Source organism: Parabacteroides sp. An277, assembly GCF_002159645.1.
GTDB lineage: Bacteria > Bacteroidota > Bacteroidia > Bacteroidales > Tannerellaceae > Parabacteroides.
Genome location: NZ_NFJB01000041.1, coordinates 1 through 13,986 on the forward strand (window position 1 = coordinate 1; position 13,986 = coordinate 13,986).

Sequence of the window (13,986 nt, forward strand, 5' to 3'; positions counted from 1 at the left end):
GCGAGTCTATCGCCCAGACCAAGGTGGTCATCCTGGGGCAGAAGGCGAGCGCGATGCAAATCGACCACATCATCAACCTCAAGACCAAGGCGGAAGATGGCAATGCGCCCCGTGGTGGCGGTATCCGCATCGAAGGCCGCGAGCTGAAGGTGGTGGGCGACGCCGAGGAGGTAGGCGTATTTCTGGTGAATGCGTTGGATGTCGAAGAACAGCTTCTTGACGAACAAATCCTGACCAACAAGCCCTCGGAACTGGTGCTTCTCATACCCAACGATTTGACGGAAGGTGCTTATACGCTGCGTATTACGACGCAGTATAGTAGTTCAAACAAGTTGTTGAAGACGCCACGTAGTATAGAGGTGCCTATTACATTAGTGTAATCTTTAGGGAAAGCTTCCCTAAGGTCTAAGGGAGAGTCTCCCTAAGCGCTAAGGGAAGGTTTCCCTAAGTACTAAGGGAAGGTTTCCCTAAGCGTTAAGGGACGTTTTCCCTCGAATTAACCGAAACCCGGACGTGAAGGCGGTCTTTGAAAGGAGGGGTGTGTTGGAAATACGGAAAAGAATGGCTACATTTGCATGCGTTAAACCAAATAAAGCATACGACTATGAGTTACAAATTCCCATGGAAAGAGACCCCGATATTGTACGGGGAAGACGCCATCCGTTTCGAAAAAGAAATGGAGCGCGTAGACAACATGAGCGCAGAGGAGCGTCGGGCGAATGCCGAAGCGTTGGAAAAAAGGTATCAAGAAGCTTGCAAGGCTTTAAACTTAACCATTAAAATCTGAACGCGATGGAACTGATTCAACTGACCTCCGACTATGAAATGAAGCCGTTCGACTGCGGAGATGCCGCGTTGAATGGCTTTTTGCGTGATGAAGCCAAGCCGTTCTTGGAAAGCAGGTTGGCTAGAACCTATCTCTTATGTGACGAAGACCTGATTGTCGGTTATTACTGCTTGCTGAACGATAAGGTGGCGAAACGGGATGTCGCGAATAGCGATTGGCGCAGAATCAAGAAGTTGTTCCCTCATTCCAAACATTTTGGTAGTTATCCAGCCGTGAAAATCGGGCGTTTTGCGATATCCTTGCAATACCGAGATTGTGGGATGGGCAGTAAATTGATGGATATTATCAAGCGGCGTTTGAAACAAGACATAGGTGATTCTCAATTCCGTTTCCTGACGGTGGATGCTTACTTGGAGGCCGTTCCCTTTTACGAGAAGAATGGTTTTAAGAAGCTGACGCCTACGCAGGAGCAAGGCAATACCCAGGCGATGTATTTCGACATCCAGTCGGTAGTGGAACCGTAACCCCGACACATCCTCTTTTCAAAGTCCTTCCGCATTCCCTGTTTCCGAGTTTCACCCTGTACAACCCTTTAAACTCGAAAACACATACGGAAGATTTTTACACTGCTACTTATCTTGCTTTTCTATCCTTTATCCTTTTGGGCACAGACAGCCGTTGTCTATGTGGGCGGCGTGGAACTCACAAGCAGCGAGAGCACTCCCGTTTACGCCACGACGGACGATAGCGGCAATGTCACAACAGAAGGCGCAACTGCCGATAACTACAACATCCAGTGGGATGGCAGCACCCTAACCTTGCGTAACGCCACCATCAAGACTTCTAATAACCACACTAATGTTGGAGGCGCTGCTATTGGCGTGGCCAATAGCAGTGGGGAAGCGGCGTTGACCATCCAATTAGAGGGGCAAAAAAACACATTATCGGAGACCTCCACAGGGATTTATGTCTATTCTTCTAGCGGCACGGCCAGCCTGACCATCACGGGTAGCGGCATTCTGACTGCCAGCGGTTCTTCAAATGGAATCAGCGTTGTGAGCACTACGAGCAATGCCACCCTGACTATCCAGAATGCCGATGTCACTGCAACCGCTGAATTTGGCATTGGTGTTTCGGTGCAGGCCGACAATAGTTACAACGCCTCTCTGACCGTGGAGGGAGGCAGCCTGACTGCCAGTGGGGCCAGTGGGCGTAAAGGGATTCATTTTCCAGAAGGGAATCCTTCTCTGAACGTCAGCGGTAACACTATCGTGCGAGCCGATGGCGGGATTGCTTCCGGTACCAACGAGGATGAGGACGTTTCCACTGATGGCGTAGGCATCATCTTTAACGACAAGGTCGGCACCGTCTACGGCGATGTGACCTTGCAGGAGGATTTGACCATCGGCGAGGGCGAGAGCCTGGATATTCCCAGCGGGGCGAGCCTGAACACGGGCGATTATACACTGACTGTAAATGGTGGTACCTTGACAGGCAACGTACCTCAAAGCGGCGTAGTCTACAAAGTTACAAGCGTATCGCTGAACAAGAACAGCTTGACCCTTGATGTGGGCAGCACAGCAACCCTTACCGCTACTATCAAGCCGGACAACGCCTCCGATAAGAATGTGACCTGGAAAAGCAGCGATACAAATATAGCTACGGTGGATGTGGATGGTAAAGTAACTGCCGTGGGTGCGGGCATAGTCACCATCACTGCTACTGCTGCGGACGGTAGCGGAGAAGAAGCCACCTGTACAGTAACGGTTAGCAAGGCGACGCCGACTATCCAAGTAACCGTTCCTTCGGATGCTGTTTATGATGGGAAAGCGAAAACCGCAACGGCAACGGTAAAAGATATCAATGGCGAAACACTTAATGAAACTGTTGCCATCGCCTATTATACAACTACTGATCGTACCGATGCAAACAAGGTAGACAACCCAACAGATGCCGGAACCTATTACGTGACCGCTACCTTCGCCGGTAATGACGACTATGCGGAGGTGACAGATAAAAATAGCTCATTCACTATCGGCAAGGCAAAGCCGACTATCAACCTGATTGTTCCCACTGGTGAGGATTTGATTTATAATGGACAAGCAAAGGCGGCTACCGCAACCGTAATTGGAGTAGAAGGTGAAACGTTGGATGCTCCTACCATCACCTATTATATGGACGCAGGAATGACTACGGCTGCAGCAAGTACGATAGATATTGGTACTTACTATGTGAAAGCTGTATATGCTGAAAGTACGAACTATGAATCAGTAGAAAAAATAGGCACTTTCACAGTAACGACTGCGAATATCACTATAACAAGACCGGAAGAGCAGGAGGAAACGATTACCCTCGAACCCGGAAGTGTGTCCTTTACCCTGATAGCCACTATATCCGGATTGCCGGAAGGTGAACGAAACGGTACGTGGAACTGGGTAAGCAACGAACCGGATGTGGCAAGGGTGACACCCATAACAACTCGTTCCAAAGGCGATATTATAAGTACTGCGCAAGTAACTCCTGTAAGTGAGGGAACAGCAACTATTACTGTAACCTACACAAGTAAAAACTATACCGGTACATTGACGTATGCTATTTCCGTGAAAGCTAAAGAGGACCCAGACCCCACGCCGCAACCCGACCCGGACCCCATCTACTACAACATCTACTTGGACGATGTCTGTGAGGGAGTAGAATCCTCGCTGAGCAGAGGAGTCGTGAAGGAGGGCAACCAGGTCAGTGTCTATGTAGAGGTGGAAGAAGGTTATGATGCCGAGAACCTGAAGGTCTCCTTTAAACGCAGCTTGTATGGCTATTGGGAAGAGGTCGAGGAAGGCGTGCAACCCGGTGAGTATATCATCTATAACGTCTATGCCGATATCTACATCAAGATAGAGGGCGTAGAGAAGATAGAGGAACCGACCGGCATGGAAGATATCGAAGGCGCGAAAGTTTATGCGCAAGATGGCAACCTTTACGTCTACACTTCACAACCGCAAGAGGCAGCGATTATCACGATGAATGGCGCCATTGTCAAGCGTGAACGGCAGGAGGGATGGCGGTTCTATTCCTTGCCGAAAGGTATCTATATTATAGGTATAGGCGAGGAGCGGTATAAAGTAGTAGTAAGATAGCACAGGCTATTTCCTTACTCAAAGAATAGGGAGAATATATCGGATGGCATAGCCACGATGTATTCTCCCTTTGTATTGTTAGGACCTGTCTGGCTTAAAGCCGGAAACGGTAGAGTTGCGCCAACGTCTTTTGGTAGTCATTCTGCAGTTGGAGGTAATTCTCCATGCTGTCGTAGAAAGTGGCTACGTTTACGAAATATTCAATCATCGAGATTTGCCCGGCCCGGAGTGATTTGTTCAATAGCGAGATGTTATCTTGCAGGCGAAGGATTGCTGCATATTCATCAATAGACTTGCGCAATTCGCCTGCCCGTGTCCACAATTGGCGAAGATTAGCCAGCGTAGCATCAGATTGGCTTTGCAACCGACTTTCTGCCGCTATACGTTCGGCCTTAGCCTGCTTCACCTTGTGCCGGTTGGCGAAAAGCGGGATGCTGATACCGACCATCACACCGTTGTAGCGGTCGCCACCCGACGAGGGATTCATACGATATCCCAAGGTAAGACCCGGCAACCATTGCTGTTTGCTGATAGTGATGTTTCGGATAGCCGTTGCCTCGGCACTACGCAAAGCCTGCAATTCGGGCCATGCCGCCATGGCTTCGAGGCGATAGGTCTCAAAGTCGGTAGGATAATCGTATGACGAACGATAGAGCGTATCACAGAAAGCGATGGGGACACCTCCGTTCAGTGCGACAAGTTCCTGTTGTTTAGCGAGGAGATCGGCCTCGTTCAACCGTGAAGCGTTGCGGGCATTCAGAAGTTCGAGGTTTACCTTGTTCACTTCGATGATGTTTGTGTTCCCCTGTTCCAACTGTTCGGCATAATAGCCGCTAAGTGCTTCAGCATTGGCTAACCGTTGGGCCAAGAGCTTGTGTAGCTGGTTCAGGTAAATCAAATCCAAACAAACAGTTTGGGCTTGAGAAAGAATCTGTTGGCGAAGCGCTTCGGCTTCTGCATCGTACATGGTCGTACGTTCGCGGTTTAACCGGTTACGCTGTGCATAAAGCGTAGGAAAATCAAACGATTGGCTGGCAATAAATTCGCCTGTGAATCCCATGCCCTCCTTGTTTCCCCAAAGATGACTGTAAGTTACTTCCGGGTTAGGGAGATTATTCTCGGCACGGGCTTGCCACTTTTGTGCTTCCGCTTGAGAAGTTGTCGCCTGCCATTCTTTATTGTTTTGCAGGACCGATTGCAGCACCTCTTCTATCGAGGTGGCCTTAGACATTTGCGCCCATGCCGTATGGAAAATGCAGAGAAAGGCCAGACAGGTGAGGATAATATGTTGTTTCTTCATTGTCATTTGTTTTCTTTATTCATTAATAGATAGATGATAGGAATGATAAAGCCATTGAGGAAAGTCGACGTTAATAGACCACCGAGAATCACGCGAGCCATTGGACTCTGAATCTCATTGCCTGGTAAATCGCCGTGAATAGCTAATGGAATGAGTGCTAAAGCCGAACAGAGCGCAGTCATTAGAATTGGGTTTAACCGATCTAATGAACCTTGAATCACGGCCTGGCGGAGCGGCATCCCTTCACTGCGTAGTTGGGTGTAATGGCTGATAAGAAGCATCCCATTTCGTGTAGCGATGCCAAAAAGCGAAATGAAACCGATAATAGCCGGAATACTAATTTCTCCGGAGGTGAGACACAGTATAAATACACCACCAATGAGTGCCAATGGCAAATTGAGCATAACGACACCACTTTCCCGTGCATCTTTAAACTGGTGATATAACAATAGGAAGATGACGACGAGTGCCATGCCCGACGTGAGTAATAATGTCCGACTAGCAGCTTGTTCGCTTTCGAATTGCCCACCATATTCAATATGATATCCTTCCGGTAAGTGGATATTGGTTTCCACGGCTTTTTGAATGTCGTTCACTACGCCACGCAAGTCGCGTTCTGATACGTTGGCACTGATGACGATTTTGCGTTGGACGTTCTCACGGTTAATCGTGTTGGGACCGACAGTCGAACGAATATCTGCCACGTAACTTAAGGGAATTTTTGTGCCATTCGCATCAATCATTAAATCTCGGATATTGGCCATTGTTGCACGATGTTCGTCGGCAGCTTTTACGGTCAAATCGAATGTTTTGCCTTCATCGTATACTTGGCTTACGACTTCTCCGCCCAACATTACATTTACGTATTCTTGGAATTCAGGTAAAGTAATACCATACTTTGCCAACATATCCCGGCGGGGCGTAATTGTTAGTTGTGGACGTTCGATTTGTTGTTCTACCTTCAAATCAACCAATCCTGGGATTGTATGGATAGCCTCCTGTATCTGATTCCCCAGTTGGAACATATAGTTCAAATCTGTACCAAAGAGTTTGATGGCTATATTTGCTTCTGTACCAGAAAGCATGGCATCGATACGGTGTGAAATGGGTTGTCCGATTTCGATATTGGCTCCTGTGATAGTTGATAATTTCAGGCGAACATCGTTGGTCACCTCTTCGCGTGTCCGGTCTTTCAACTCGAATGGAGCTTCGATTTCGCTCACATTTACACCTAACGCATGTTCATCCAGTTCTGCACGTCCGGTTTTACGGGCCACGGTTTGGATTTCCGGAACCTGTAAAAGTAATTCTTCTGCCCGACGTCCTATTTTGTCTGATTCTTCCAGCGAAATCCCTGGCAACGTACTGACATTGATGGTAAACGAACCTTCATTGAATGGTGGCAAGAAACTACGTCCCAACGTAAAGAATAAGCCCAAAGCTACAAGAAAGACTGAAAACGTGCCCGCTAACACTACCTTCTTATGTGCCAGGGCATAAATGAGGGCTTTCTCATAAACGGTACGAAGTTTACGTGCCACCCAAGCATCTTGCGCGGGTTTTTCTCCTTTTCTGTCTAATAAATAACTACAAAGAACAGGGGTAAGCGTTAATGCTACTATGGTCGAAGCGAACAAAGCAACAATAAACGCGATGCCAAGCGGAATCAACATCCTTCCTTCCATACCCGTAAGGAAGAAGAGGGGAACGAAGCTCACGACGATAATCAACGTTGAATTCAGGATAGGCATACGTACTTCACGAGAAGCATCAAAAACGACATCTTTCGTGCTACGCTGAAGTTCAATGGGCAAGAGACGATTTTGGCGTAACCGTTTATAGACATTTTCAACATCCACGATGGCATCGTCGACCAACGAACCGATCGCAATAGCCATACCTCCTAAACTCATCGTGTTTATCGTTAACCCTAAGTAATGTAACGTCAAGACAGAAACTAACAAGGAGAGTGGCATGGCAATCAGTGAAATGACCGTAGTCCGTACGTTCATCAAAAATAAAAATAACACCACGACGACAAAGAAACTTCCTTCAAACAGACTTTTCTTTACATTATTAATGGAACTATCTATAAAACGACTCTGACGAAAGACATCGGTAGAAATATGTACATCTGCCGGCATATTTTTCTGTAAGTCGACGACGATTTGGTCGAGTTTTTCAGTTAAATCGAGCGTACTGGTGTTCGGCTGTTTGGTGACAGTGATTAATACGGCCGGTTTCCCTCTTTCCGAAGCCAAACCTAACTTAGGGCTTTTACCGCCCACCTTTACCGTAGCAATATCTTGTAATAGGATAGGGACATTATCTGGCGTTACGGTGATAACACCTTTGGCTATCTCTTCGACATGGTCGGTGGATACAACACCTCGGATAATGTATTCATTATCGAATTCGTATAAGACTCCGCCGTTTGCATTTTGGTTCATTTGGCGACATACTTCCAAAACTTGATTTAACCCAATACCATAATGTTTCATCCGTGCCGGATCTAAAAGAATCTGGTATTCTTTGATATCGCCTCCGATAACGGCCACTTGTGCTACGCCTCCGGTTGAAAGCAAACGTGGACGGATGGTCCAATCTGCCATTGTGCGTAAATCCAGCAAGGAGGTAGAATCTGCCGTCAGGCCGAGAATCATCATTTCTCCTAAGATAGAGGATTGCGGGCCCAAGGTAGGTTTCCCTACGTTTTGAGGTAATTCCTCACTTACTATAGCTAACTTCTCGGAGACAATTTGCCGGGCCAGATAAATATCCGTACCCCAATCGAATTCTACCCAAACAACTGAAAAGCCCGTAGTAGAGGAAGAACGTACGCGACGGACGTCCATAGCTCCGTTGACTGCCGTTTCTACGGGAAATGTCACCAACCGTTCTACCTCTTCCGGTGCCATGCCATTGGCTTCCGTCATGATAACTACTGTTGGAGCATTCAAATCTGGAAACACATCCACGTCTGTATGGAAGGCCGTATAGGTACCGCCGACCATCAATAACACAGCGCATACTAAGATAAGCAGCCGGTTATGTAAAGAATAGTGTATAATCTTATTCAACATAGCGATACGAGATTAATGTGAATGTGTATGTGCTGGTATTGCGTTCGAAGCAGAGGCCAGTTTGATTTGATAGGCTCCTTCGGTGACTACTTCATCTCCCTCTTTCAATCCGGAGAGGATTTGTACAGATTGGCCATCGTCCGCACCGATGGTAACGTATTGTTTCTTATAGCAGTCTTCATCCAAACGAAGGTAAACGCTATACAATCCTTGTTCTTCTACCAACGCGGTAAGCGGGACGCTTAATACTTGCTCCTTCGGATTTCCCAATAGGTAAACTTCAACAAAAGAACCTGGAATAATAGCCCCTTTGTTCGCGAATTCAAACAAGACAGGCACATAAAAAGAATTGGTATCCGAAGCTTTACCATAGGAAATCAATCGTCCGTCTAATTCGTCTAATCGATACACCTTTTCGTCGTACGGTGTTTTGAAGCATGCCGAATGGATTTGTGGTAAATAGGCATAATACTTTTCCGAGACATCTGCCCGAAGGCGTAATCTTCCATTTTGCGAGATGGTAGCTAAAGGTTGGCCTACCGCTACATAATCTCCTTCTTTTACCAAAATATTTTTCAAGAATCCATTCATGGGAGCTGTTACTGCCACGCCGCGAGCCGATTCTTTTCCCTGGATGGCTTCATACGCAGTCTTGGCATTGGCGTAAGCCAAGCGTGCCTGTTCATATTCTTTTTGTGAAACAATCTGGTCGCCCACCAATTGCTCCATGCGTTCGTATTCTTTTTGGGCGGCAAGATAAGCATTCTTCGTTCGAATGGCTACGTCCCCATCCGATAATACGTTCGATGCTAAAGAGACAACGGTTTCTCCTTTGCGTACCAGCGTACCCTCCACGAATGCGGTTTTTCCCAATGAGACTACGCCGGGGACGGTTGCTACCAGTACCGATTCGCTTCCTTGTGCGGCTTCGATGCGTCCACTTGTTTGGATGACTTCCGTAAAGTTTCCGCGTACCATCTTTTGCGTTTTCAAGCCGATTGCCTCCGCATTTTCCCGTTTGAATACCACTTCTCCTGCCACGTGCTTTTCTGCTTCATGTTCGTGAGCAGCTTCTGTTTCATGATGAGCTTCATGGTCATGCTCGTCGTGCATTTCTTTTTTTGTGCAACTTCCTAATATCAATGCCGTTGCAAAAGCATATAGATAATATCGTTTTTTCATTTTTGAGATGTTTCGTTTAGGAGGAAAGTCAAAATCTCGGATTTTGAACTCTCCGAAAGAATAATGAAAATAGTTTATGAAACGTGGATTCTCAAGGAAAAACATCGGGAAGAAAATCCAATCCGCCCCGACCTAAAAGTTGTTTGGTGCCTAGTTATTCTCTATCTTTAGGCTAAAGATATATATCTGCAACCTGAAGATACATATCTGCAACTTAAAGATATATATCTTTAGCCTAAAGATAGAGAATAGATAGGGACTCTTCCAAGTTTTCCCCGTAGGATTGCCAGTTTTGCCTGGAATTCTATCGAATCTACGTTATTTAGTATAATAAGGTATTCTTGGAAGGAGGCGCCCTTCTGCCCACTGCATCCGAAAGCCATTCTCGATAAAGCCGTTCGGCATAGTTGTGGAAACAAGAAAACATAGGCGTAATTGCCTCTGTTTTCGATTGTATGAGATAAGAAGGATAGGCATAAATAGGGAAAGCGACCTCTGAGGTTTGGCAAGATACTCGTTTTTTCTCAATCGAGAAGTGGGGGAGCGGCGTGTGGCTCCCGGTTGTTTTGGCTTCACATGTGTGAGGATGCGCATGTGCCTCTTGCGGAAGGAAGTCTCTCCATTCAAAACAAGGCAATCCGCTAAAGTGATGATGGTGCGGCGTACTCGTTACCAGCAGCAAAAGAAAAGCTGCCAGCAACGTAACCGCATACATTATTTTCTCTTTCAACCGCATGTCCTTTGTTTATTTGTGTGCAAAGAAACGAAAAAAATAGGAATTATACACCCTATTTTTCGTTATTGCAACCCATTTGCATAAGAAAGCTAACCGAAATGAGGCGGGCGCATCTCTTGCCGTTTCTCTACGAATGATTTGATGAATTCGACCGTTTCGTCGATTCCCAACACGGAGGCGTCTATCGAGAAGTTGTATGATTCGGCTGCTCCCCATGTTTTGTTCGTATAGTAATTATAATAAGAAGCACGTCCTTTATCGGTTTTGGCCATCAGATTTTTAGCTTGTTCTACCGATAGGTGCATGCTTTCGACAATGCGTTGCACACGAATTTCTGGGCGATTATGGATGAAGAAGCTGAGGCATGCAGGGTCGTCTCGCAAGATATAATCCGCACAACGTCCTACCATGACGCACGATTCCTTGGCCGCCAAGTTACGGATAGCATCGCTTTGTATGCGGAAAAGTTCGTCGTTCGAGAGGACATCGTTGTAGGGCATGAACATACCTACGTAAGGATAGCCCATAGTGAAGGCGTAAGACAATCCACTCGACGCCCGTTCGTCTGCTTTTTCAAAAACTTCTCGGCAAAGGCCGCTTTCTCGAGCTGCCGCTGCAATTAATTCTTTATCGTAATAACCAATACCTAAAGCCTTTGCCAGCTTTTTCCCAATCTCGCGTCCGCCACTTCCGAATTGACGGCCAATCGTTAGGATTATTCGATTCTCATTTGTATCCATGTCTGTGTGTGTTTAGGATTTCTGAATGGTTGCAAATATATCTGTTTTGTTTTTAAAATGCAAATTTTTAGGAGAGAGATGAATTTTCGAGAGATTTTGAGTGCGGAATAAAAAACATACCAGTTCCTGGTAATGTAAAAGAAATTATTATTACATTTGCGCGGAATATTAAAGTTTAATACCATGTATTTGTTAGGATATGATATAGGAAGTTCGTCTGTCAAGGCGAGTTTAGTAGAAGTAGAGAGCGGGAAATGCGTCGCATCGGCTTTTTATCCCAAATCAGAAGCAGAAATCATAGCATTGCAACCTGGATGGGCGGAGCAACGACCGGAGTCGTGGTGGACATTTCTCAAATTAGCTACCCAAAGTGTTTTGGAATCAGCCTTAATCTCGGGTGAAGAGATTCAAGCAATAGGTATTTCATATCAGATGCACGGACTGGTTTGCGTAGACAAGCGTCTGGAAGTACTTCGCCCTTCGATTATATGGTGCGATTCGCGGGCAGTAAGCATAGGAGAAGAGGCTTTTGAGGCATTAGGACGAGAATATTGCTTGTCTCATTTATTGAACTCTCCGGGGAATTTTACAGCATCGAAATTAGCTTGGGTGAAACAGAACGAACCGGAGTTGTTTGACCGTATCTACAAGGTAATGCTTCCGGGGGATTACATAGCCATGCGGTTGAGTGGCGAAGTATGCACGACGGTGTCTGGATTATCGGAAGGTATTTTCTGGGACTTTAAAGAAAATCGTATATCGGAAGCTTTATTGAATTATTACGGGTTGGACGTTTCCATGCTGGGAGATATCCGGCCGACTTTTTCTATACAAGGCGAAGTAAGTCGGATGGCATCTCTTGAATTGGGTTTGAAAGCCGGTACGCCCATCACTTACCGTGCAGGCGACCAACCGAACAATGCCCTTTCGCTTCACGTACTTGAGCCGGGAGAAATCGCTTCCACGGCGGGGACTTCAGGCGTCGTATATGGTGTGAACGGGACAATTAGCTATGATGCCAAGTCGCGTGTCAATACCTTTGCTCATGTGAATCATACAGCTACACATCCCCGTTTAGGTGTGTTGCTCTGCATCAACGGGACGGGCATTTTGAATTCTTGGCTTCGCCGGGCGGTCGGCTCTGATGGGTTATCTTACGATGCGATGAACGATCTGGCGGCCCAAGTGCCTATTGGTAGCGGGGGCATCAGTATCTTGCCGTTCGGGAATGGGGCTGAACGGATGTGGGAGAACCGAAGCGTAGGATGCTCTTTCCATAATATAGACTTCAACCTACACGACCGGCGCCATCTGATTCGTGCGGCGCAAGAGGGTATTGTTTTCTCTTTCAAATATGGTATCGAGATTATGGAATCGATGGGTATTCCCGTACGGAAGATTCATGCGGGGCAGGCGAATATGTTCCTAAGTCCGGTTTTCCGCGAGACTTTGGCCGGTATCACAGGCGCGACCATCGAGTTGTATGATACCGACGGAGCAACAGGTGCTGCTCGAGGAAGCGGTATCGGGGCAGGCATTTACCATAATGCGGATGAAGCCTTTGCCGGATTAGAGAAATTAGCCGAGATAGAGCCGGACATCCAGCAACAGGAAGCTTACGCCGAAGCCTACGCTCGATGGAAGGAGTTCCTCCCTACGATATGATTTATCTATTATAAACAATAAATTTAAAGAAGAATAGCATGGCACAGAAAGAGTATTTTCCGGGTATCGGAAAGATCCCGTTTGAAGGAAAGGAAAGTAAGAATCCGATGGCGTTTCGCTACTATGACGCCGAGAAGGTCATCCTGGGAAAGAAAATGAAAGATTGGCTGAAGTTCTCGATGGCATGGTGGCATACCTTGTGCGCCGAAGGCGGGGACCAGTTTGGCGGTGGTACGAAACATTTCCCTTGGAAGGTAAATCCCGACCCGCTCCAAGCGGCCAAAGAGAAGATGGATGCCGGTTTCGAGTTTATGCAGAAGATGGGCATCGAGTATTATTGCTTCCATGATGTCGATTTGTGCGACGAGGCCGATAGCATCGAGGCTTACGAAGCGAACTTGAAGGAAATAGTATCTTACGCCAAGCAGAAGCAGGCCGAGACAGGCATCCGTCTGCTTTGGGGTACCGCCAATGTCTTCGGGCACGAACGGTACATGAACGGTGCGGCCACGAATCCGAACTTTGATGTCGTCGCACGCGCCGCGGTCCAGATCAAGAACGCTATCGACGCGACCATCGAGCTGGGCGGTACGAACTACGTCTTCTGGGGCGGACGCGAAGGGTATATGTCGCTTCTGAACACGGATCAGAAACGAGAAAAAGAGCACTTGGCGCAGATGCTTACGTTGGCGCGTGATTATGCCCGGGCGAAAGGTTTCAAAGGAACCTTCTTGGTCGAGCCGAAGCCGATGGAGCCTACTAAGCACCAATACGACGTGGATACGGAAACGGTCATTGGCTTCCTCCGCGCGCATGGATTGGCAGATGACTTCAAGGTGAATATCGAAGTGAATCACGCCACCCTGGCCGGCCATACCTTCGAACATGAAGTTGCCGTTGCCGTCGACAATGGAATGTTAGGTTCCATCGACGCCAACCGCGGCGATTACCAGAACGGTTGGGATACGGACCAGTTCCCCATCGATAACTTTGAGTTGGTTCAAGCGATGATTCACATCATTCGAAACGGAGGGCTGGGCAACGGCGGCATGAACTTCGACGCGAAGACTCGGCGAAACTCGACCGACTTGGAAGATATCTTCATCGCGCATATTGCCGGGATGGACGTCATGGCGCGCGCTTTAGAGAGTGCAGCCCGCCTCTTGGAGGAGTCGCCTTATCGGCAGATGTTGGCCGACCGCTACGCTTCCTTCGATTCCGGCAAAGGGAAGGAGTTCGAAGAGGGACGGCTTTCGCTCGAAGACCTCGTCGCTTACGCCAAAGCTCACGGCGAGCCGAAGCAAATCAGCGGTAAGCAGGAATTGTATGAAGCTATCGTAAACATGTATTGCTAAGTCG

11 protein-coding genes are annotated in these 13,986 nt (G+C 47.3%); 6 read left to right on the top strand and 5 right to left on the bottom strand.

What is annotated here, in order from left to right:
- From B5F77_RS13295 to B5F77_RS13310, 4 genes are all read left to right on the top strand, one after another.
- On the top strand, window positions 1–380 hold a 380-nt coding region (locus B5F77_RS13295; RefSeq protein WP_140392887.1), incomplete at its 5' end, for a DUF4469 domain-containing protein.
- Between the two features lie 224 nt (window positions 381–604).
- Entirely contained in the window at window positions 605–787 is a 183-nt protein-coding gene (locus B5F77_RS13300) for a hypothetical protein (RefSeq protein WP_087331589.1), read from the top strand.
- A 5-nt stretch (window positions 788–792) separates the two neighbouring features.
- Window positions 793–1,311, top strand: a complete 519-nt coding sequence (locus B5F77_RS13305) for a GNAT family N-acetyltransferase (RefSeq protein ID WP_087331592.1) — start codon at window positions 793–795, stop codon at window positions 1,309–1,311.
- 171 nt (window positions 1,312–1,482) lie between these two features.
- Window positions 1,483–3,921, top strand: a complete 2,439-nt coding sequence (locus B5F77_RS13310; RefSeq protein ID WP_204244981.1) for an Ig-like domain-containing protein — start codon at window positions 1,483–1,485, stop codon at window positions 3,919–3,921.
- A gap of 94 nt (window positions 3,922–4,015) precedes the next feature.
- On the opposite strand, the gene B5F77_RS13315 is transcribed toward B5F77_RS13310, so the two are convergent.
- From B5F77_RS13315 to B5F77_RS13335, 5 genes are all read right to left on the bottom strand, one after another.
- Window positions 4,016–5,221, bottom strand: coding sequence for a TolC family protein (locus B5F77_RS13315; RefSeq protein WP_239446361.1), 1,206 nt, complete (start codon window positions 5,219–5,221; stop codon window positions 4,016–4,018).
- 2 nt (window positions 5,222–5,223) lie between these two features.
- Entirely contained in the window at window positions 5,224–8,304 is a 3,081-nt protein-coding gene (locus tag B5F77_RS13320; RefSeq protein ID WP_087331594.1) for an efflux RND transporter permease subunit, read from the bottom strand.
- A gap of 12 nt (window positions 8,305–8,316) precedes the next feature.
- A complete protein-coding gene (locus B5F77_RS13325) occupies window positions 8,317–9,486 on the bottom strand; it encodes an efflux RND transporter periplasmic adaptor subunit (RefSeq protein WP_087331635.1) in 1,170 nt (389 codons plus the stop codon).
- Between the two features lie 322 nt (window positions 9,487–9,808).
- On the bottom strand, window positions 9,809–10,216 hold the full coding sequence (locus B5F77_RS13330; protein ID WP_140392888.1) for a DUF6769 family protein: 408 nt from the start codon (window positions 10,214–10,216) through the stop codon (window positions 9,809–9,811).
- Between the two features lie 95 nt (window positions 10,217–10,311).
- Window positions 10,312–10,962 (bottom strand): cytidylate kinase-like family protein, encoded by a 651-nt coding sequence (locus tag B5F77_RS13335; RefSeq protein WP_087331599.1) that lies wholly within the window; start codon window positions 10,960–10,962, stop codon window positions 10,312–10,314.
- Between the two features lie 183 nt (window positions 10,963–11,145).
- Here B5F77_RS13335 and B5F77_RS13340 point away from each other — a divergent pair, with 183 nt between their 5' ends.
- Both B5F77_RS13340 and xylA read left to right on the top strand, forming a co-directional pair.
- Entirely contained in the window at window positions 11,146–12,627 is a 1,482-nt protein-coding gene (locus B5F77_RS13340) for an FGGY-family carbohydrate kinase (protein WP_087331601.1), read from the top strand.
- 38 nt (window positions 12,628–12,665) lie between these two features.
- The gene (gene xylA, locus B5F77_RS13345; protein WP_087331603.1) at window positions 12,666–13,982 is read left to right on the top strand and encodes a xylose isomerase; all 1,317 of its coding nucleotides are present in this window, start codon (window positions 12,666–12,668) and stop codon (window positions 13,980–13,982) included.
- The last annotated feature ends 4 nt before the right edge of the window (window positions 13,983–13,986 follow it).

Bases quoted from the DNA above. Each gene is read 5' to 3' on its own strand.
- B5F77_RS13300 (WP_087331589.1), top strand. From the start codon at position 605: ATGAGTTACAAATTCCCATGGAAAGAGACCCCGATATTGTACGGGGAA.
- B5F77_RS13325 (WP_087331635.1), bottom strand. From the start codon at position 9,486: ATGAAAAAACGATATTATCTATATGCTTTTGCAACGGCATTGATATTA.
- xylA (WP_087331603.1), top strand. From the start codon at position 12,666: ATGGCACAGAAAGAGTATTTTCCGGGTATCGGAAAGATCCCGTTTGAA.
- B5F77_RS13335 (WP_087331599.1), bottom strand. From the start codon at position 10,962: ATGGATACAAATGAGAATCGAATAATCCTAACGATTGGCCGTCAATTC.
- B5F77_RS13315 (WP_239446361.1), bottom strand. From the start codon at position 5,221: ATGAAGAAACAACATATTATCCTCACCTGTCTGGCCTTTCTCTGCATT.
- B5F77_RS13320 (WP_087331594.1), bottom strand. From the start codon at position 8,304: ATGTTGAATAAGATTATACACTATTCTTTACATAACCGGCTGCTTATC.
- B5F77_RS13305 (WP_087331592.1), top strand. From the start codon at position 793: ATGGAACTGATTCAACTGACCTCCGACTATGAAATGAAGCCGTTCGAC.
- B5F77_RS13340 (WP_087331601.1), top strand. From the start codon at position 11,146: ATGTATTTGTTAGGATATGATATAGGAAGTTCGTCTGTCAAGGCGAGT.